This window comes from Streptomyces sp. NBC_01268 (genome assembly GCF_036240795.1).
Lineage (GTDB): Bacteria > Actinomycetota > Actinomycetes > Streptomycetales > Streptomycetaceae > Streptomyces.
Genome location: NZ_CP108454.1, coordinates 6213019 through 6232748, shown reverse-complemented (window position 1 = coordinate 6232748; position 19730 = coordinate 6213019). Strand labels below are relative to the sequence as shown.

Genomic DNA, 19730 nt, shown 5'->3' with positions numbered 1-19730 from the left:
GGTGACCGTCACGGCGAGTTATCCACAGGCGGGGCGCCCCGTTCGCGGGTTGTCCGACCGATCGGGTTGCATGGGGGCATGACCCACGCAGACCGTCCCGAAGACCGCGCCGCCCTCCGCGCCGCCGCCGACTCCGTGCTCGCCCGTCTCGTCTCCGACCCGACGGGTGCGGCAAGACTGCGCGAGGACCAGTGGCGGGCCATCGAGGCGCTGGTCGCGGACAGACGCCGGGCGCTGGTCGTGCAGCGCACGGGCTGGGGCAAGTCGGCGGTGTACTTCGTGGCGACCTCGCTGCTGCGCGAGCGCGGGGCCGGCCCGACGGTGATCGTCTCGCCGCTGCTGGCGCTGATGCGCAACCAGGTCGAGGCGGCGGCGCGGGCGGGTATCCGCGCCCGCACGATCAACTCGTCGAACCAGGAGGAGTGGGAGACCGTCCAGCAGGAGGTCGCCGCCGGTGAGGTGGACGTGCTGCTGGTCAGCCCCGAGCGGCTGAACAACCCTGACTTCCGCGATCAGGTGCTGCCTCGGCTCGCCGCGGCCACGGGTCTGCTCGTGGTCGACGAGGCGCACTGCATCTCGGACTGGGGTCATGACTTCCGGCCGGACTACCGGCGGCTGCGCACGATGCTGGCGGACCTGCCGGCGGGTGTGCCGGTGCTGGCGACCACGGCGACGGCGAACGCCCGGGTGACGGCGGACGTCGCCGAGCAGTTGGGGACCGGCGGGGACACGGACGCGCTGGTGCTGCGGGGGCCGCTGGACCGCGAGAGTCTCAGCCTCGGCGTGGTCCGGCTGCCGGACGCCGCCCACCGGCTGGCGTGGCTCGCCGATCATCTCCACGAGCTGCCGGGCTCCGGGATCATCTACACGCTGACGGTCGCCGCGGCCGAGGAGGTGACGGCCCATCTGCGCCAGTGCGGGCACACGGTCTCCTCGTACACGGGCCGGACGGAGAACGCCGACCGTCAGCAGGCGGAGGACGACCTCCAGGCGAACCGGGTGAAGGCTCTGGTGGCGACCTCGGCGCTCGGCATGGGCTTCGACAAGCCGGACCTCGGCTTCGTGGTGCACCTCGGCTCGCCGTCCTCCCCCATCGCCTACTACCAGCAGGTGGGCCGTGCGGGGCGCGGTGTGGAGCACGCGGAGGTGCTGTTGCTGCCGGGCAAGGAGGACGAGGCGATCTGGCAGTACTTCGCGTCGGTGGCGTTCCCGCCCGAGGAGCAGGTGCGGCGCACTCTGGACGTGCTCGCGCAGGCCGGCCGGCCGCTGTCGCTGCCCGCCATGGAGCCGCTGGTCGAGCTGCGCAGGACCCGGCTGGAGACGATGCTGAAGGTCCTCGACGTGGACGGGGCCGTCAAGCGGGTGAAGGGCGGCTGGGAGAGCACCGGGCAGCCCTGGACGTACGACACCGAGCGGTACGCGTGGGTGGCGCGGCAGCGGTCGGCGGAGCAGCAGGCCATGCGGGAGTACGCGGCGACGGACGGCTGCCGGATGGAGTTCCTGCGGCGCCAGCTGGACGACGAGGCGGCGGCCCCGTGCGGTCGCTGCGACAACTGCGCGGGCGTCAGGTTCGACGCGAAGGTCTCCGACTCGGCGCTCGATACGGCGAAGGGCGAGCTGCGCCGGGCGGGCGTGGAGGTGGAGCCGCGGAAGATGTGGCCGACGGGTCTGGCCGCCGTCGGGGTGGACCTGAAGGGCCGGATCCCGGCCGGTGAGCAGGCCTTCGCGGGCCGGGCGCTGGGCCGGCTCTCGGACATCGGCTGGGGCAACCGGCTGCGCCCGATGCTCTCCGACGGCGCCGCGGACGGCGAGGTGCCGGACGATGTGGTGCAGGCGGTGGTGCGGGTGCTCGCCGACTGGGCCAAGGGTCCGGGTGGTTGGGCCTCGGGCGCGCCGGACGCGCCGCCCCGGCCGGCCGGGGTGGTCATGGTCGCCTCGCATCGCAAGCCCCGGCTCGTGGGTTCGCTGGGCCGGCGGATCTCGGAGATCGGCCGGATGCCGCTGCTGGGCACGGTGGAGTACGCGCCGGAGGCGGCCGACCTGCGGATCTCCCGGACGAACAGCGCGCAGCGGGTGGTCGGGCTGCAGCGGGCGCTGGTCGTCCCGGACGATCTCGTGGAGCGCCTGGCCTCGGCGGGAGGGCCCGTCCTGCTCGTCGACGATCTCGCGGACAGTGGCTGGACGTTGGCGGTGGCTGCGAGGCTGCTGCGGCGCGCGGGAGCGGAGGGGGTGTTCCCGCTGGTGCTTGCCGTCCAGGGGTGAAACGGGGAGTGAACAATGGGCAACTGGGCAGGGATATGAGAGTCATACCGGCTCATTCCAGTCAGCGGCCTCAATTGCTCGTTGCCGCTCGCGCACGGGCCAGGAAGAATTGGGAATCCGCCCCGCACGGCCCGTACGCGGTCCGGTTGGACCGTGCCGTGGTGCGCCCTCACCACCCGACCACCCTGCCCGCGGAGCGGGCGCGTATCCGAAGGGAGGATCGTGACCCTCGGATTCGCTCCGTCCTCAGCCTCTTCGATCAGTTCGTCGTCCGGGTCGGCCAGCCGCCTCGCTCGGATGCTCGAACCGGCGGAGTGGGCCGCGGCCGGGATCCCGCTGCTGCGCAATCCCCGTGAGGTCGTCAGCGGCCTGCACTCGCGGCACCTGCCCACCCCCGCGACGGCGGTGGTCGCCGTCCTCGACCACGAGGAACGGCTCGCCGCCAGCGCCTCGTTCACGCGCAGGTCCGCCCCGGCGGACGGCTGGGAGTTCCGCAACGCGCTCCTCGCCCACCTGCGCCGCGTCATCCCGCACGACCTGCGCCGCCGGACGCCCGTGCGCACGGCCGTCCTGCTCTACTGCCGCGAGGGCGACGAGCGCTGGACGGAGGAGGACGGGGCCTGGATGTGGGGGCTACGGGACGCCTGCACGCTCCACGGGCTGCGCTGCGGGGCGTACATCACGCTCACGCGAGGCGGCTGGCAGGTGCTCGGCGAGGGCCGGGTGGGCCGACGGCCGAGCTCCGACTCTCCCCCGGTGCCGCTCGGCGAGGAGTCCGGTTTCGAGCGGCTCGTGCCCCGCATCGCGAGCGGGGCACCGGAGCCGTTGCGCCGGGCCGCCGCGCGCTGAGGCAACCCCCACCGGCGAGCCGGTGGACGGGCTGTCGGGTCCTCGTACGGCGACTCGGCGACAGCGCTCACACGGGCGTGGCACTGCGACCGGCTCTCCGCTGAGCAACGCGCCGCCGCCCGGCCGCCCGCTCAGGGGCAGCCGGGTCCCGGGCGGGCGTCGGTCAGACGCCGGCGCCCAGCGCGGCGTTGACGCGCTCGGCGTCACCGCAGACGATCAGCAGCGCGGTCGCCCGCGTCAGCGCCTCGGGCAGGGAGCGCGAGACGGCGTCGTCGGCACCGCCGTTGACCGCGACGACCACCACGGGACGGGCCGCGGCCCGCTCCACGGCGGCGGCGTCCGCGAAGAACACGTCCTCGCGGGCTTCCTGCTGCGCCCAGTAGGCGGTCTCACCGAAGGACAGCTCGTGCGCCGCCCAGGGGTGCTGCTCGCCGGTGGTGAGCACCAGCACGTCGCCGGGGGCACGGCCGGACTCCAGCAGCAGATCCACGGCCTCCTCGGCGGCGTCGAGCGCGCCGTCGGCAGTGGCGGGGATCAGCTGGATCTGGGCACCGGACCGCAGGTCGGAACGATTCTCCGCGGCGGAGGGGGTCGGTCCCGCAGCGGGCTGCGGGCGCGGCACCGGCGGCGTCGGACGGACCGGACCGGGGACCGGGTTTCCGGGCCGCGGGGCGGCCGCGGTGCGCGGGCCGGGTACGGGTCGGGGGGTCGGCACGGGGCGGCCGGCGGCCGCAGTCGCGCGGGGACCCTGGGCACTCTCGTGAATCTGAGACTCCTCGGGGATGAGAGGCATGGGTGGATGTCTATCAAACGCCGTCGCGGGAAGCTCCGGCGGGTGGGCGCGCCTGTGCGCCCCGGCCACGGGAAGGGCTCCGCCGAGGGGAACCCTGAACGGGTTCCCGCCGGAGGATTCCAGCGGCCGGAAGTCAGAAGTCGAAGCCGAGTTGGCCCCCGCTTTCCAGTGCGGCCGCCTCGGCGGAGACGCGGACCTTCTTCAGGTGCCGCCAGCGGGGCATCGCGTCGAGGTACGACCAGGAGAGCCGGTGGTACGGGGTGGGGCCCAGTTCCTCCAGCGCGGCCTTGTGGACCGGTGAGGGGTACCCGGCGTTGGCCCCGAAGGCGTATGCGGCGTACCGCTCCGCCTCCAGCTCGCCCATCAGCGCGTCCCGCCGCACCTTGGCGATCACGGAGGCGGCGGCGACGGCGATGCAGGACTGGTCGCCCTTGATCACCGTGCGGACCTGCCAGGGGCTGCCGAGGTAGTCGTGCTTGCCGTCGAGGATCACCGCGTCGGGGCGCACCGGGAGGCCTTCCAAGGCGCGGACGGCGGCCAGCCGGAGCGCGGCGGTCATCCCGAGCGCGTCGATCTCCTCGGGTGAGGCGTCACCGAGCGCGTACGCCGTGACCCAGTCCTGGAGCTCGGCGGCGAGCGCGGTGCGTCGCTTGGGGGTGATCAACTTGGAGTCGGTGAGTCCGGCGGGGGCTCGGCGCAGGCCGGTGACGGCGGCGCACACGGTCACGGGACCGGCCCACGCCCCGCGTCCGACTTCGTCGACCCCGGCAACGATCTTGGCGCCGGTGATGGCTCGGATCGATCGCTCGACACTGTGGGTGGGTGGTTCGTACGGCATGGCGCCAGACAGGTTACGCCGATGAATACCTCCGCCGGTACCCGGATTCCATCTGGTGACCCGCACCCGACCGAATACCGACCCCTTCCTCGGGGCCCGCCCCGGCCCCGCCCCGGCCCCGCCACGGCCCCGTGCCCGCCCCGGCGGCCCGCTCCCGGCGTCCTCCCGCCCCGTTCCGGGTCCCCCACCCGGGCCGGTCCCCGCCCTAGCTCCGCAGCAGCGGCACCATGACCTGGTCGATCATCTCGACGATCTCGGCATCGCTCCATTCGCTGCCGCACACCTTGGCGCGGTACATCATCATCGCCGGGATGACGTCGTAGACCAGGTCGCCGGGGGCGTCCGCCCGGACCTCCCCCCGCTCGACGCCCCGCTCCACCACCTCGCGCAGCAGCCGCTTCGAGGGATCGGTCACGCCGGTGAGGATCAGCGCCTGGAAGCGCTCGGAGGTCTCGCCGTCGCACTCGTGAATGACGGCCCGCAGGGCGAAGCCGGGCTTCGAGTACATCGCCGCCCGCACCCTGCGGCAGAGCTGATGCAGGTCCTCGCGGACGTTCCCGTGGTCAGGCGCCTCGCCCAGGGCGGGGAGCGCGGACCGGAGCGCGTCCGCGACGAGATCCTCCTTGGAGGACCAGCGCCGGTACACCGCCGCCTTGCCGGTCTGCGCGCCGACGGCGACGCCCTCCATAGTGAGCCCGTTCCAGCCGACCGTGCTCAGCTGTTCGAGCGCCGCCTCCAGGATGGCGCGTTCCAGTACGGCGCCGCGGCGTCGTGACGCCGCCCCCGGTGGCCGAGCGGTGGCCACGGAGTGCGAAGTAACCATCAGGACCTCTCTGTTGGGTCGCCCTCGGGCAACGGGCAGTGCTCAGTGAACGGTTGCGTTCTCTGAGGGGGAATCACTACCGTGGAGGACAGTGAACGAGTGCGTTCACTGGATTCTTCCGTGGGGGATACACAGTGACAACATCTCCGGTGGGCACCCGGACAGGTCCAGGCACCGCCAAGTACCCGAATCGGCCGGGAATCGCTCTCACCGTCATCGCCGCCTGTCAGTTGATGGTCGTCCTCGACGCCACGATCGTGAACATCGCGCTTCCGCACATCCAGGACGCGCTCTCCTTCTCCACCACCGATCTGTCGTGGGTGCTGAGCGCCTACACCCTGACCTTCGGCGGTCTGCTGCTGCTCGGCGGCCGGGCGGGCGACATCCTCGGGCGCCGCCGGGTGTTCATGACCGGCATCCTGGTCTTCACCCTCGCCTCCCTGCTCGGCGGCTTCGCCCAGGAACCCTGGCAACTGCTGGCCGCTCGCGCCCTCCAGGGCGTCGGAGGCGCGATCGCCTCGCCGACCTCCCTCGCGCTGATCACCACGACGTTCCCGGAAGGCCCCGCGCGCAACCGGGCGTTCGGCGTCTTCGCCGCCGTCTCGGCGGGCGGCGGCGCGATCGGCCTCCTCGCGGGCGGCATGCTCACCGAGTGGCTCGACTGGCGCTGGGTGCTCTTCGTGAACGTGCCGATCGGGCTGGTCATCGCCTTCCTGACACCCCGTTTCATCAATGAGTCCGAGCGGCACCCGGGCCGCTTCGACCTCGCGGGCGCGCTCTCGTCCACCCTGGGCATGACGGCGCTCGTGTACGGCTTCATCCGCGCCTCGGAGGAGGGCTGGCGGGACTCACTGACCCTCGTCGCGTTCGTCGCCTCGGGCGTCCTGCTCGCGACCTTCGCCGTCGTCGAGTCACGGGCACGCGAACCCATCACCCCGCTGCGGATGTTCGCCGACCGCAACCGCTCGGGCACGTACGTGATCATGCTCAGCCTGGCCGCCGCCATGCTCGGCATGTTCTTCTTCATCGTGCTGTTCGTGCAGAACGTGCTCGGCTACAGCCCGATCCGCTCCGGGCTCGCCTTCCTCCCCGTCACGCTCGCCATCGGCCTCGGCGCGGGACTCGCCCAGCGGATGCTGCCGGCCCTCGGCCCGAAGCCGTTCATGGTGACCGGTGCGGCGTGCACCGCGATCGGGCTCTTCTGGCTGAGTTTCATCAGCTCGGACAGCTCGTACGCGAGCGGTGTCCTCGGCCCCATGCTCGTCTTCGGGTTCGGCATGGGCCTGAACTTCGTCACCCTCACCCTGACGGCCGTCTCGGGGGTCGCGCAACACGAGGCCGGGGCCGCTTCGGGGCTGCTCAACGCCACGCAGCAGGTCGGCGGTTCGCTGGGCCTGTCGATCCTGGTCACGGTCTTCGGTACGGCGAGCCGGGACGAGGGGCGGCAGCTGGCGCCGGAGTTCCTGGCCGAGGCCACGCCGGAGCAGCAGGCGCAGTTCGCCCGGACCCACGAACTGCCGCCGCCCTGGTCCCATGACGTGCTGACGGCCGGGATATCGCTCGCCTTCACCGCAGCCGTCGTCATGGCGCTGGTCGCGTTCGTCACCGCGGTGACCGTGATCCGGGTGCGCAAGAGGGACCTGGAAGCGCTCAGCGGCACCGCGGAGGCCGCCGGGCCGGCCGTCTGACCGGGCGCGGCCGTTCCTGATCGCGGCCGAGGGGCGTGCCCTCCTTCCCTTACGGGGAGGAGGGCACGCCCCTCGGTGTGTGTCCGGGGTACGGGTCAGGGGGCGCCGTACGGGTCGGCGTCCGGGTCGTAGTCCTCCTCGCGGCCGGGCGGGCCGCAGGCGTCGGCGGTACGGGTCAGGGGGCGCTCGTCCAGGATCTGCCGAGCCCTGGTCTCGGCCAGGCTGGTGGAGTACCAGCCTCCCTCGTCCTCGCGGAGCCGGGTGTCGATGTCGACGAGCGCGCAGGAGCGCAGGGGTTCGGGGAGCCGGTCGAGGGCGGGGACGGCGTCGGCCGAGAGCCCTTCGAGGTAGTCCACGTCGATCTTGCCGAGCCGCTCGTGGCGGTCGACGTTCTGCCGGGCGATGACGGCGTCCGGCTGGATCAGGCCGAAGACCAGGACGAACCCGGCCGCGCTGGCGGCGAGCGCGCGGGGCAGCAGGCGTGCGCCCCAGACCCCGGCGGCCATGATCAGCAGAAGGGCGACGCCCAGCCAGATCTCCATGGTGGCGACGGAGATCCGCAGCCGGGTCAGGCCGTACGCGTCCACGTACAGGTCCATCCTGCGCAGCGCGGAGGCGACGACGACGAGGGTGAGGACGCACAGGGTGCCGAGCACGCTCCGCACGAGCCGTCGGTCCCCCGCATCGGTACGGGGTGCCCAGCGAAGCGCCAGGCCGATCACCGCCAGGGTGAGGAGCGTCGCCGTGAGCAGCTGCCAGAAGCCCTGGCGTGCGTACTCCGCGTACGTCAGACCGGTCTCGCTGAGCACCTTGTCGTAGCCACCGAAGAGGACGGCGAGCTGGATCGCGTTGAAGGCGGCGAACAGCAGGTTCAGGACGATGAGCGGAAGGGCCCACTCCAGGCGGTTGCGGGGCTTGCCGGGGGCGAAGGCCAGGCGGTCCCAGCGGAGCGGGGCGGCGGCCGTGCGGGCGACGGCGACGGCCCCGAGCAGGCCGAGCAGGAAGCACAGGGTGCGCCAAGGGGCCTGCTCGATCGAGATGTCGGGCATGAGCGAGCCGAGCAGGTCGGCGAAGGCGGCGTCCGCGCCGGCGAACAGGGCGCCGAAGACGACCAGCAGACCGAGGGCGATCAGGCCGGTGCGCAGGATCGGGCCCCATCGGCCGCGTGATCCGGCCGCGCGGTCGCGGATGCCTTGCCAGACCCACATCATGCCGCCGCCGACGGAGTCGAAGAGACCGGCGGGTCCGAGCAGCATGCTGGGCCAGCCGCGGCCGCCGTGCAGGGCGAAGCCGGTGAGGCCGATGGCGGCGACGACCGCGAGGAAGGTGGGCCAGCCGGCATCGCTCAACGCGGGGACGGCGAGCAGGGCCGCGCCGCCGAGTGCCCAGACGGCGGTCCAGGGGCGGAGCCGTCGTCCGGCGGCGCGGGCGGCGAAGGCCCCGGCGACGGTGGCGGGGACGGCCACGAGCAGCAGGTTCACCCCGGCCCCGTCGTCGAGGAGCAGGGAGGCGAGCAGGGCGGTGGCGACGATCGCCCCGAGCGTCGCCGGGGTCGCGGGCCCCGGTGCCGGGGGCCGCAGCACGCTCGGGGCGCGCGGCTTCCTCGGCGGCGCCCAGGGGTGGTGCGGCGGGACACCGTGCGCGCCGGGCCACCCCGGCGGCGGTCCGCCCGGGGGTGGCCCGCCGGTCGGAGTGGCCGCGACGGCCCGAGCGGGGGCGCCCGCGGTCGGACCCGCCGGAGCGACGGGTGAAGGCCCGGCGGCCGAGGTGGCCGCGGGTGTCGGCCGCGCGGGCGGCGGAACGTCCTGCGGCGGTCCGTCGCCGTTGCTCGGCGGGCTGTCCTTCGGCGGGCTGTCGTTCGCTCCGCTGTCCTGCGGCGGCTGTGCGGACGGTGTGTCGGTCACGGGACCCCCTCCCGGCCCGGCGCCCGTGGGCGCGGCCGGGCGGCGGCGCCCGGTCGCTGCCGGGTGTCTCGTCGGCGCGCGCTTGTCATGATCAGCGCTTCGGAGTGGCCGACTCTAACCGCGCCCCGCCCCCGCGAACCCGCTCGGCGGCCGCTGTGGCAGGACCGTGACACTCCGCCCCGGCGCGCGCCGTGGCGGCCCGGGCTCGGGTTCCGCTAGGAGGCCACCCCGGTCGGCACCCAGGCGGGCAGCTCCTCGGTCTGGTCCAACCATGCGGCCGGGGGCGTCCCGGCCGGGGTGGAGGCGACGACTCCGCCCGCGATGGCGCAGGTGGTGTCGACGTCGCCGCCCACGGCGGCCGTCGTCCAGAACATCCGCTCGAAGTCGCCGAGTGAGCGGGCCGCCGACCAGAGCGCGAACGGCACGGTGTCGTGCGCGCTGGTGCGCCGGCCGCTGCCCAGCACCGCCGCGACCGTCGCGGCGTCCCCGTAGTCGAGCATGTCGCGGGCCCGGCGCAGGCCGGCCCCCACGGCGCTGCGCGGGACCAGGGCGATGACGCCGTCGAGCAGCGCCTCGGGGGTGGGCGGCCCCGTGGGGCTCGCGGCGAGTGCGGCCGCGGCGGCGACGGCCATCGCGCCGACCACGGCCTCGCGGTGCTGGTGCGTGGTGTAGGCGGAGATCTCGGCCTGGTGGGTCGCCTGTTCGGGGTCGTCGGCGTACCAGGCACCGAGGGGGGCGATCCGCATGGCGGCACCGTTGCCCCAAGAGCCCTGGCCCTTGAAGAGGGCGGCCGCGAGCTCGCGCCAGTCGCCGCCCTCCCGGATCAGCCGGAGCATCCGGTTGACGGCGGGGCCGTAGCCGCGGTCGAAGTCGTGGTGGTGGGCGAAGGACGCGGCGAGCGCGTCCTGGTCGATCCGGTCGTGGGCGACGAGCACGGCGAGAACGGAGCAGGCCATCTCGGTGTCGTCGGTCCACTGCCAGGGACCGGTGGGCGGCTCGTGCCGCTTCAGCAGGGGATAGTGGGCGGGGACGAAGTACTGGGAACCCAGCGCGTCCCCCACGGACAGCCCGCGCAGGCTGGCCAGGGCGCGGTCGAAGCGCCGGTCGGGAGAGGAATCAGCGGTCATCGCTCTGCCACTCTATCCGGTGGGGCCGTACGGTTCCGGGGTACGCCAGCGTTCGAAGGGCCGGTCGAGCCGGTACTTCCCGTCCTGGCCGAGCAGCAGCGTCCTCGTCTCCGCGTTACCCGGGTTCGACAGCGACTCGAAGTCGGCGACCGTCCAGTGGAACCAGCGCATGCAGAACAGCCGCATGGTCAGCCCGTGGGTGACGAGCAGGACGTTGGGCGGATGGTCAGGGGCCTCGAAGCTGCGGTAGAGGCTCTCCAGGAACGCCCCGACCCGGTCGTACACGTCGGCGCCCGACTCGCCCTGGGCGAAGCGGTAGAAGAAGTGTCCGTACGCGTCCCGGTAGGCCTTCTGGAGGCGTACGTCCTCCCGGTCCTGCCAGTTGCCCCAGTCCTGCTCGCGCAGGCGCGGCTCCTCCCTGACCCGCACGCTCGCCGGATGGAGCCGGAAGGCGCGCAGGGTCTCGTGCGTCCGCCGGTACGGCGACACGTAGACGCTGACCTGCTCCTGGCCGAAGAGTTCCCTCAGCCGTCCCCCTGTCTCCTCCGCCTGCCGCCATCCGGTCTCGGTGAGCCGGAGCGCGTGGTCGGGCTCCCTCTCGTACACCGTGTCATCGGCATTGCCCTCGGACTCTCCGTGCCGTACGAGGACGATGCGCCGCGGTCGTGCCATGGGTCGACCCTAGATCGCCCCGCCGCGGCGGGCTCAGTCGAGCAGGTGTCCGGAGTCCATCCGGCGTATCCGTCCGGTGAACCGGCGGCGCAGTTCGCGGTCGTGGGAGACGACGACCACGGCGCCCGGCCACTGCTCCAGTGCCTCCTCCAGTTCCTCGACGACTCCGAGGGCCAGGTGGTTGGCCGGTTCGTCGAGCAGCAGGAGGTCGGCGGGGCGGGCGAGCAGCCGGGCGAGTGCCAGGCGACGGCGCTGCCCGGCGGAGAGGCTGCCGACCGGGACCCGCAGGTCGGCGGGGCGGAACAGTCCGTAGGAGAGGAGCAGTTCGGCCTGCTCGTCCTCGGTGAGCGGGAGTCCGCGGCCGAAGGTGGCGAGGAGGCGCTCGGCGGGGCGGTGCGCCGGTATCTCCTGGGCCAGGAATCCGGTGCGTCCGCGGCGGGTGACCCGGCCGGTGTCGGGCTCTGTCAGGCCCGCCATGACGCGCAGCAGGGTGGACTTGCCCGCTCCGTTGTCCCCGTGGATCAGCAGCCGGTCGCCCGCGTCGACGGTCAGGGCGTCCACGCTGAGGCGGTCGGCCACCCGCACGCCGTCGAGGGCGAGCAGCTCGCCCTCGACCCGGCCGGCGACCGGCCGTGCGGTGAACGCGAGGGGCTTCGGCGGCTCGGGAACGGGCTCCTCGTGAAGCCTGCGCAGGCGTTCCTGGGCGTTGCGCACGCGGCCGGAGACGGAGGCCTGGACCCGGCCGCCCGCGCGGTCGTAGGCCATCTTGTTGTTGTCCTTGATGGTCCGGCCGGGCGCCACGCCGAGCGCGGTCGTCGTCGCGTACGCGGCGAGTCGGGCGGTCTCGGCGCACCATTCGGCGTGGGCCTGTTCCCAGCGCCGCCGGGCGGCGGCCCGTTCGGCGCGGAAGCCCGCGTATCCGTCGCCGTACCGCACGACGGTCCGGCGGTCGGCGTCGACCTCCAGGATCGCCGTGGTCACGCGCTCCAGGAAGACCCGGTCGTGGGAGACGGCCAGGACGGTGCCGCGATGGGCGAGGAGGGAGTCCTCCAGCCAGTCGAGCGCCCGGGCGTCGAGGTGGATGGTCGGCTCGTCGAGGAAGAGCACCTCGGGGGCGGCGGCGATCGCGCACGCGATGCCGAGTCTGGCCTGCTCGCCGCCGGACAGGCTGCCGAGGTGCCGGTCGCGGCCCAGGTGGGCCAGGCCGAGGGCGTGCAGGGCCTTGTCGACGCGGGCGTCCGCCTCGTATCCGCCGCGGAGTTCGAAGGCGGTGAGCAGGTCGCCGTACTCGCCGAGGGTTCGGGCGTCCGCGGCGCCGAGTCCGGCCTCCAGTGTGCGCAGGCGGCGCTCCATGGTCCGCAGCTCGGTGAGCGCGGCGTCGATGGCCTCGGCGACGGTGGCTCCGGGCGGCAGCTCGGGGGTCTGGGCGAGCAGGCGGGTGCCGCCGTCGGCCACGGTGACGGCTTCGCCGGCGTCGGGGGCGTCGAGGCCGCCGAGGATCCGCAGCAGGGTGGACTTGCCCGCTCCGTTCTCCCCCACGATCCCGATCCGTTCGCCCGGTCGCACGGTGAGCGACACCTGATCGAGCAGCAGGCGTTCACCACGGGTCACGGTCGCCTCGTGAAGTGAGATCTGAGTGGGCAAGGAGCACCTCGCACGGAGTCACGGCGAATCGACAAACGCAACGGATGTCGCGTTACGACGAGTGTGGCACACTCATCACCACTAACGCAACGGGAGTAGCAATTGAACGAGTCGTCCGAGGAAGAGAAGTCCCCCGCCCCCGGCAGCAGGCGCCCCGGCGGGCGCACCGCGCGGACCCGCGCCGCGGTCCGCGACGCCGTTCTGACCGGCCTGGCGGAGCACGGGTATCCGGCGCTCACCGTCGAGTACGTGGCCGAGCGTTCGGGGGTGCACAAGACGACGCTCTACCGGCGCTGGGGCGGCGTCGAGGGCATGGTCGCCGACGCGCTCGCACTCGCCGGCGAGGACGCGTGGGCGGCCCCGGACACCGGGAGCCTCGCCGGTGATCTGCGCGCACTGGCCCGCGAGGTGGCCGACGCCTTCGCCGATCCGGCTCAGGCGGCCGCGCCGACCGCCTTCGTAGGCGCCGCGTTCCAGTCGGAGCGGGCCGCGGAGTCGCTGCGCGACTTCTACACGGAGCGCTTCCGGCGCTGCGAGCCCGTGGTGGACCGGGCCGTGGCCCGCGGCGAGGCCCCGGCCGGGACGGACGCGGGCGCGGTCGTCCGGGCGGTGTCGGCGCCGCTCTTCCTCCGCCTCTTCGTCACCCGCGAACCAGTGGACGCGCGCGTCGCCGACGAGGCAGCGCGGACGGTCCTCGCCGCGGTCGCGACGGGCGCGTTCGTCCACGGCTCCGACGCGCCGACCCGGCAGTCGCCCGGCGAGGCGACCGCCTGACCCGGGCGCGGACCTGCCACGCGGCACCCCGCCCGGATCACACCCACCTCACCCGCCACCCGAGACGCACGGGACGCACGGGACGCACGGGACGCACGGGACGCACGGGACGCACGAGACGCACGAGACGCACGGGACCCACAAAGCCCACGAGACCCACAAGACCCACAAGACCCACAAGACCCACGAGACCCACGAGACCCACGAGACGCGAGGACCTCACCCCACACAGGACACACGGCAACGCACAGACGTCACACCGCCCACGTCGATTCGAGCTGCACGACGTCGCCCGTCAGGGCGGCCACGTCCGCCGCGGTCTGCGCGCGCAGGCCGAGGCGCTCCACCCGCTCCACCCGGTACTTCCCGTGCTCGGCGGCCGAGTTCCACATCGAGAGCACGAGGAACTCGGGCCCCGGCGCCTCGCCGAACAGCCCCCGAAGCATGCCGGGGGAGCCGGCCATCGCCGGGTTCCAGACCTTCTCCTGCATGAGGGCGAAGTGCTCGGCCCGCTCCTCGTGGACGCGGCTGTGGGCCACCCGCGCCACGTCGGCGTCGGCGAAGCGCGGCTCGAAGCCGGTCTTCACGTCGAAGCGGTGGTCGAACAGCTTGACCTGGGCGTTCTTGAAGGTGCCGGCCTGGGTGGCGGCGAGCCGGTCGTGGGAGCGCGCCATGAACGAGTCGTAGAACGCCCGGCTCTCCCAGAACGCGAAGACATGGGCGACATCGGGCCGTCGCCGGCTCCATCCGCCACCCTGCCCCCGGAAGCCCGGCTCACCGAGCAGCCCCGCCCATTTCCGCTGCCCCCGCTCGAACCCTCGACGGTCCACCACGGTGCAGCGAATCCACTTGACCAGCACCGCGCCATGGTACGGGGCGGAGCGACGCGCCGTCAGATCTCCGTGGACTGCAGCCGCAGCAGACCCGCGGCCTCCTCGGCGTCCAGTTCGATTCCGAAGAGCTCGTCCAGCGTCCCGGCCAACTCCTCCGGGCCGACCGTCCGTTCCTCGGTGGTTCCGTCGACCCGCACGGAGGTCAGGGCGGACCGGACGAGGGACCTGCGCACCTCGGAGCCCGGCCGCAGGACCACCACCTGGCCGACGAAACGCGACCGCGGGTGGCTGGAGCTGTAGTGGTTCATCAGCTCGAAGTCCACGGGGTAGACGGAGTGCGGCGCGAACGAGTACAGGTCGGCCCACCCCTCCGGGCGAAGCGAGCGCAGCAGGTGGACGCCCTCCGCCTCCGCCACGACGCCGAAGACCCACCCGTCCTGCTCGACCCGCGCGCCGTCGGCCAGCGGGACCGGTTCCAGCGGGCCCTGCCAGCCGAACCCGGTGTCCGCGAGCCACTGTTCACCGTCGATCGTCACGACCAACAGCGCGTGGGTGATCGGCGTCAGGGCGTCCCCGCGCGACCTGTTGCGGGCGCCGCGCCCCGCCACCTCGAAGCCGATCCTCTCCAGGGCGGCCGCGAAGAGCGAGTTCTGCTCGTAGCAGTAGCCGCCGCGCCGCCGGCCCACCAGCTTGGCCTGGACGCTCTTGATGTCGAGCGGGATCCGCCGCCCGAGCGCCACGTCGAGGTTCTCGAAGGAGATGGCCCGGACATGCGCGCGGTGCAGGGCCCGCAGCGTCGGCAGATCCGGCGCGGGCTCCCCCGCGTACCCGATCCGCGCCAGATATGCGTCCAGATCCAGCTCTTCCCCGCTCCACATACCGCATCCCCCGTCGACCGATGACATGTTGATCACATGACACCATGACCGAGTCGTCAGGAACCGTACAGGGAGAGGGGATTCACGGTGAGCGGACTCAACAAGGGGGTCGGCAAGGCCGAGGTGACGCTCAAGTGGGACCCGAGTCCGATGGGCACCCCGCCGCACGACCTGGACCTCGTCGCGGGGGTCTACACGGCGGACGCCCCCTACGGACCGCCGGACTACCTCGTGCACTTCGACAGCCGCTCCCCCGACGGCACGATCACCCTCCACCGCGACAGCCGTACGGGGCAGGGCTTCGGCTACGACGAGGCGATGACCCTGGAGCTGACCAGGCTCGCACCGCGCTACGCGCGCGTGGTGGTGGGCGTGGCCATACAGCAGGGCGGTGGCAGGCTCACGTTCGGCCAGGTCGCGCACACGGGTGTCCTGGTGCGCGAGGGCTACACGGATCTGCTGGAGGACGATTTCGCGGCCGTGGCGGACGCGACCGCCGCGACGGTCGTCGAGTTCACCCGCGACGGCGCCGAGGGCTGGACCCTGCGCCCCCTGTCCGTGGGCTTCGACACCGATCCGCGCCACTTCGGCGCCCAGATGGGGGCGCGGCGCGCCTGATGCGGCGAGGGGACCCGCCCAGAGGGCCGGTCCCCCGTTCCGTCACCGCGTGGCCCAGCCGGGAAGTGTGGGCAGCACCCGCTCGGCGACCCGCAGCAGCGCCGCGTCGTCGGGAAGTGCCTCGTCCTGGCGCCAGATGACGATCTCGAAGGAGCCGCCGCCGTCCTTCGCGTCCTTGGCGACGAGCAGATGCCGGGCGATGCCGCCGGTGCCCGTCTCGGCCTTGCTGCCACCGCCGAGCGGGAACTTGAGCGCGATGGTCCGGTCCGAGTAGAAGAGGGCCGTGCGCCCCAGGACCTTCGTCGGTTCCGCCGTCCTTCCCAGGAGCTGTCCCATCTGGGCGACCGGGAGGCGGTCGTAGGAGGCGGAGAACTTCACGGAGTACGTCGCGAGGCGGACGTTGCCCTCGGGTGACGCGATCTTGGTGCCTCCGAGGCCGACCCAGCCGTCGCTGCCCCAGGCGTTCTGCGCCTTCTCGCCGGGTGTGCCCAGGAGCGCCGGCAGGTCCGGCCGGTTCAGTGCCTCGCACAGCTTGTTCCCCGGGATGTACGCGGCCGGCAGCTTACGCGGTGGGGGCGTCGGGTCCGTCGGGTCCGTCGCGGCCTTTGTCGGCGTGCAGACGGCCGGCCCCTTCGCCGCGGCCGCGTCCATGTCGGACTTGGCCATGTACCAGAAGCCGCCCGCGAGCACCGCCCCCAGGGCCAGCGCGGCGGCCACCTGCCCTCCGACGCTCGGCCCGTTCGTCGATCCGGCCGTGTTCTCGGCGTTCTCGGCGTTCTCGGCGTTCTCGGCGTCCTCGCCCATGTTCCCCCCTGTCGTACGCGCGCGACGGCGCGGCGGCGAGCCTAACCGGTGATCGTTCCGAGGCGAACACGGATATCGGCGGTATCCGCGCCCGCGCGGGAGACGGGGACGCGAGAGAGGGTGCCGACCTGTGGTCGGCACCCTCTCTCAGGCACTTCTCAAGCACTGCTCACGCACCGCCCGGGCCAGGCCCGGGCGGTCCGCGGAAGGTCAGCTGCAGCCGCTGGTCGAGCCGCAGCCCTCGCAGATGTAGCAGGAGCCGGCGCGCTGCATCTTCGTACCGCAGGAGAAGCAGAGCGGGGCGTCCGCGCTGATGCCCAGCTGCATCTCGACGAGCTCGGCGGAGGTGTGGGCCTGCTTCGGCGCGGGCACCTCGGCGCGCACCGGAGCGAGGACGGCCTGCGGCTCCTGGGCGCGGGGAGCGGACTGGGCCAGACCCTCGACGTCGACGTCGACGTCGTCCTCGGACTGCTCGTAGGAGCCGGTCTCCAGGTGACGCTGACGCTCCTCGGCGGAGTGGATGCCGAGCGCGGAGCGGGTCTCGAAGGGCAGGAAGTCCAGCGCCAGGCGGCGGAAGATGTAGTCGACGATCGACTGCGCCATCCGCACGTCCGGGTCGTCCGTCATGCCGGCCGGCTCGAAGCGCATGTTGGTGAACTTCGAGACGTACGTCTCCAGGGGGACGCCGTACTGGAGACCGACGGAGACGGCGATGGAGAAGGCGTCCATCATGCCGGCGAGCGTCGAGCCCTGCTTGGACATCTTCAGGAAGACCTCGCCGAGACCGTCGTCCGGGTAGGAGTTGGCGGTCATGTAGCCCTCGGCGCCACCCACGGTGAAGGAGGTGGTGATCCCCGGGCGGCCCTTCGGGAGGCGCTTGCGCACCGGGCGGTACTCGACGACCTTCTCGACGGCCTCGCGGATCGTCGCCTCGGACTTCGCGGTGACCTCGGCCTTCTCCTCCTCCTTCTTCTTGGCGGAGAGGGGCTGGCCGACCTTGCAGTTGTCGCGGTAGATGGCGAGCGCCTTGACGCCCATCTTCCAGGCCTCGAAGTAGACCTCCTCGACGTCCTCGACCGTCGCCGTCTCCGGCAGGTTGACGGTCTTGGAGAGGGCGCCGGAGATCCACGGCTGGATGGCGGCCATCATGCGGACGTGGCCCATCGCGGAGATGGAACGCTCGCCCATGGCGCAGTCGAAGACCTCGTAGTGCTCGGTCTTCAGGCCGGGGGCGTCGATCACGTTGCCGTGCTCGGCGATGTGGGCGACGATCGCCTCGATCTGCTCCTCCTGGTAACCCAGGCGGCGCAGGGCCTGCGGGACGGTGCCGTTGACGATCTGCATCGAGCCGCCGCCGACCAGCTTCTTGAACTTGACCAGGGCGAGGTCGGGCTCGAGGCCGGTGGTGTCGCAGGACATCGCGAGACCGATGGTGCCGGTGGGGGCGATGACCGAGGCCTGCGCGTTGCGGAAGCCGTTCTTGGCGCCGAGGCGGATCACGTCCTGCCAGGCCTCCGTGGCGGCGGCCCAGATCGGCGAGTCCAGGTCGTCCACGCGGACGGCCTTGGTGTTCTCGTCGGCGTGCTGCTGCATGACGCGCTGGTGCGGCTGGGCGTTGAGCGCGTAGCCGTCGTAGGGGCCGACGACGGCGGCAAGCTCGGCGGAGCGCTTGTACGAGGTGCCGGTCATCAACGAGGTGATGGCACCGGCCAGGGCGCGGCCGCCGTCGGAGTCGTACGCGTGGCCGGTCGCCATCAGCAGGGCGCCGAGGTTGGCGTAGCCGATGCCGAGCTGGCGGAAGGCGCGGGTGTTCTCGCCGATCTTCTGGGTGGGGAAGTCGGCGAAGCAGATGGAGATGTCCATCGCGGTGATGACGAGCTCGACGACCTTGGCGAAGCGCTCGACGTCGAAGGACTGGTTGCCCTTGCCGTCGTCCTTGAGGAACTTCATCAGGTTCAGCGAGGCGAGGTTGCAGGACGTGTTGTCCAGGTGCATGTACTCGCTGCACGGGTTCGAGCCGTTGATGCGGCCGGACTCCGGGCACGTGTGCCAGTGGTTGATCGTGTCGTCGTACTGGATGCCCGGGTCGGCACAGGCCCACGCGGCCTCGGCCATCTTGCGGAAGAGCGACTTGGCGTCGACCTCCTCGATGACCTCGCCGGTCATGCGGGCGCGCAGACCGAACTTCCCGCCGGCCTCGACGGCCTTCATGAACTCGTCGTTCACGCGGACGGAGTTGTTGGCGTTCTGGTACTGGACGGACGTGATGTCGTCGCCGCCCAGGTCCATGTCGAAGCCCGCGTCGCGCAGCGCGCGGATCTTCTCCTCCTCCTTGACCTTGGTCTCGATGAAGTCCTCGATGTCCGGGTGGTCGACGTCGAGGATGACCATCTTGGCGGCGCGGCGGGTGGCGCCACCCGACTTGATCGTTCCCGCGGAGGCGTCGGCGCCGCGCATGAAGGAGACCGGGCCGGAGGCGTTGCCGCCGGAGGAGAGCAGCTCCTTGGAGGAGCGGATGCGGGAGAGGTTCAGGCCGGCGCCGGAGCCGCCCTTGAAGATCATGCCCTCTTCCTTGTACCAGTCGAGGATCGACTCCATGGAGTCGTCGACGGCCAGGATGAAGCAGGCGGAGACCTGCTGGGGCTGCGGCGTGCCGACGTTGAACCACACCGGGGAGTTGAAGCTGAAGATCTGGTGCAGGAGGGCGTACGCCAGCTCGTGCTCGAAGATCTCGGCGTCGGCGGGCGAGGCGAAGTAGTCGTACTCCTCGCCGGCCTTCGTGTAGGTCTTCACGATCCGGTCGATGAGCTGCTTGAGACCGGTCTCGCGCTGCGGGGTGCCGACGGCCCCGCGGAAGTACTTGCTGGTGACGATGTTGACCGCGTTCACCGACCAGAAGTCGGGGAACTCGACGCCACGCTGCTCGAAGTTGATCGAGCCGTCGCGCCAGTTGGTCATGACGACGTCACGGCGCTCCCAGTTCACCTCGTCGTACGGATGCACGCCGGGGGTGGTGTGGATGCGCTCGATACGCAGGCCCTTGGCCGCCTTGGTCCCCTTGGTGCGGGAACCACGTGCCGGGCCGCTCGCCGTCTCTGTCATGCCGCCTCCCATATACGGGCAAAACACGCTGGAGCGCCTGGAAAATTCCAGGGCTCCGCCTTCTGTACTCGTCTTGTGGTGCAGTTGCCACGAGCACCTGACGGTTCACTCGGGGCAGGTC

16 protein-coding genes are annotated in these 19730 nt (G+C 72.3%); 5 read left to right on the top strand and 11 right to left on the bottom strand.

Annotated features, from left to right (window positions below):
* Positions 1–78: 78 nt before the first annotated feature.
* Both OG309_RS28125 and OG309_RS28120 read left to right on the top strand, forming a co-directional pair.
* Complete coding sequence (locus tag OG309_RS28125) at positions 79–2262, top strand: RecQ family ATP-dependent DNA helicase (protein WP_329424915.1); 2184 nt, start codon at positions 79–81, stop codon at positions 2260–2262.
* 222 nt (positions 2263–2484) lie between these two features.
* Entirely contained in the window at positions 2485–3111 is a 627-nt protein-coding gene (locus OG309_RS28120) for a hypothetical protein (protein WP_329424914.1), read from the top strand.
* Positions 3112–3274: 163 nt separating this feature from the next.
* Here OG309_RS28120 and OG309_RS28115 read toward each other — a convergent pair whose 3' ends face one another.
* From OG309_RS28115 to OG309_RS28105, 3 genes are all read right to left on the bottom strand, one after another.
* Positions 3275–3904 (bottom strand): hypothetical protein, encoded by a 630-nt coding sequence (locus tag OG309_RS28115; RefSeq protein WP_329424911.1) that lies wholly within the window; start codon positions 3902–3904, stop codon positions 3275–3277.
* 133 nt (positions 3905–4037) lie between these two features.
* Positions 4038–4742 (bottom strand): ribonuclease HII, encoded by a 705-nt coding sequence (locus OG309_RS28110; RefSeq protein ID WP_329424910.1) that lies wholly within the window; start codon positions 4740–4742, stop codon positions 4038–4040.
* A gap of 205 nt (positions 4743–4947) precedes the next feature.
* On the bottom strand, positions 4948–5565 hold the full coding sequence (locus OG309_RS28105; protein WP_329424908.1) for a TetR/AcrR family transcriptional regulator: 618 nt from the start codon (positions 5563–5565) through the stop codon (positions 4948–4950).
* Positions 5566–5699: 134 nt separating this feature from the next.
* On the opposite strand from OG309_RS28105, the gene OG309_RS28100 reads away from it, so the two are divergent.
* On the top strand, positions 5700–7253 hold the full coding sequence (locus OG309_RS28100) for an MFS transporter (RefSeq protein ID WP_329424906.1): 1554 nt from the start codon (positions 5700–5702) through the stop codon (positions 7251–7253).
* A 95-nt stretch (positions 7254–7348) separates the two neighbouring features.
* On the opposite strand, the gene OG309_RS28095 is transcribed toward OG309_RS28100, so the two are convergent.
* The 4 genes from OG309_RS28095 to OG309_RS28080 form a co-directional block, all read right to left on the bottom strand.
* The gene (locus tag OG309_RS28095) at positions 7349–9157 is read right to left on the bottom strand and encodes a DUF4153 domain-containing protein (RefSeq protein WP_329424904.1); all 1809 of its coding nucleotides are present in this window, start codon (positions 9155–9157) and stop codon (positions 7349–7351) included.
* A 215-nt stretch (positions 9158–9372) separates the two neighbouring features.
* Complete coding sequence (locus tag OG309_RS28090) at positions 9373–10284, bottom strand: ADP-ribosylglycohydrolase family protein (protein WP_329424902.1); 912 nt, start codon at positions 10282–10284, stop codon at positions 9373–9375.
* A gap of 12 nt (positions 10285–10296) precedes the next feature.
* Positions 10297–10956 carry a histidine phosphatase family protein gene (locus OG309_RS28085; protein ID WP_329424900.1) on the bottom strand — a complete coding sequence of 220 codons (660 nt, stop codon included), beginning with the start codon at positions 10954–10956 and terminating at the stop codon, positions 10297–10299.
* Positions 10957–10989: 33 nt separating this feature from the next.
* A complete protein-coding gene (locus OG309_RS28080) occupies positions 10990–12600 on the bottom strand; it encodes an ABC-F family ATP-binding cassette domain-containing protein (RefSeq protein WP_329424898.1) in 1611 nt (536 codons plus the stop codon).
* 102 nt (positions 12601–12702) lie between these two features.
* Here OG309_RS28080 and OG309_RS28075 point away from each other — a divergent pair, with 102 nt between their 5' ends.
* Entirely contained in the window at positions 12703–13374 is a 672-nt protein-coding gene (locus OG309_RS28075; protein ID WP_329424896.1) for a TetR/AcrR family transcriptional regulator, read from the top strand.
* A 254-nt stretch (positions 13375–13628) separates the two neighbouring features.
* Here OG309_RS28075 and OG309_RS28070 read toward each other — a convergent pair whose 3' ends face one another.
* Both OG309_RS28070 and OG309_RS28065 read right to left on the bottom strand, forming a co-directional pair.
* Positions 13629–14234, bottom strand: coding sequence for a YdbC family protein (locus tag OG309_RS28070; protein WP_329424894.1), 606 nt, complete (start codon positions 14232–14234; stop codon positions 13629–13631).
* A gap of 32 nt (positions 14235–14266) precedes the next feature.
* Positions 14267–15085 (bottom strand): arylamine N-acetyltransferase family protein, encoded by an 819-nt coding sequence (locus OG309_RS28065; protein WP_329424892.1) that lies wholly within the window; start codon positions 15083–15085, stop codon positions 14267–14269.
* Between the two features lie 87 nt (positions 15086–15172).
* On the opposite strand from OG309_RS28065, the gene OG309_RS28060 reads away from it, so the two are divergent.
* Entirely contained in the window at positions 15173–15703 is a 531-nt protein-coding gene (locus OG309_RS28060) for a TerD family protein (protein ID WP_329424890.1), read from the top strand.
* A gap of 42 nt (positions 15704–15745) precedes the next feature.
* On the opposite strand, the gene OG309_RS28055 is transcribed toward OG309_RS28060, so the two are convergent.
* Both OG309_RS28055 and OG309_RS28050 read right to left on the bottom strand, forming a co-directional pair.
* Positions 15746–16507 carry a DUF6215 domain-containing protein gene (locus OG309_RS28055; RefSeq protein ID WP_329424888.1) on the bottom strand — a complete coding sequence of 254 codons (762 nt, stop codon included), beginning with the start codon at positions 16505–16507 and terminating at the stop codon, positions 15746–15748.
* A 210-nt stretch (positions 16508–16717) separates the two neighbouring features.
* Positions 16718–19609, bottom strand: a complete 2892-nt coding sequence (locus OG309_RS28050; RefSeq protein ID WP_329424886.1) for a vitamin B12-dependent ribonucleotide reductase — start codon at positions 19607–19609, stop codon at positions 16718–16720.
* Positions 19610–19730: the final 121 nt, after the last annotated feature.

Coding starts and splice junctions, on each gene's coding strand:
- OG309_RS28125 (WP_329424915.1), top strand. CDS start 79: ATGACCCACGCAGACCGTCCCGAAGACCGCGCCGCCCTCCGCGCCGCC.
- OG309_RS28115 (WP_329424911.1), bottom strand. CDS start 3,904: ATGCCTCTCATCCCCGAGGAGTCTCAGATTCACGAGAGTGCCCAGGGT.
- OG309_RS28110 (WP_329424910.1), bottom strand. CDS start 4,742: ATGCCGTACGAACCACCCACCCACAGTGTCGAGCGATCGATCCGAGCC.
- OG309_RS28105 (WP_329424908.1), bottom strand. CDS start 5,565: ATGGTTACTTCGCACTCCGTGGCCACCGCTCGGCCACCGGGGGCGGCG.
- OG309_RS28090 (WP_329424902.1), bottom strand. CDS start 10,284: ATGACCGCTGATTCCTCTCCCGACCGGCGCTTCGACCGCGCCCTGGCC.
- OG309_RS28085 (WP_329424900.1), bottom strand. CDS start 10,956: ATGGCACGACCGCGGCGCATCGTCCTCGTACGGCACGGAGAGTCCGAG.
- OG309_RS28065 (WP_329424892.1), bottom strand. CDS start 15,085: ATGTGGAGCGGGGAAGAGCTGGATCTGGACGCATATCTGGCGCGGATC.
- OG309_RS28055 (WP_329424888.1), bottom strand. CDS start 16,507: ATGGGCGAGGACGCCGAGAACGCCGAGAACGCCGAGAACGCCGAGAAC.
- OG309_RS28050 (WP_329424886.1), bottom strand. CDS start 19,609: ATGACAGAGACGGCGAGCGGCCCGGCACGTGGTTCCCGCACCAAGGGG.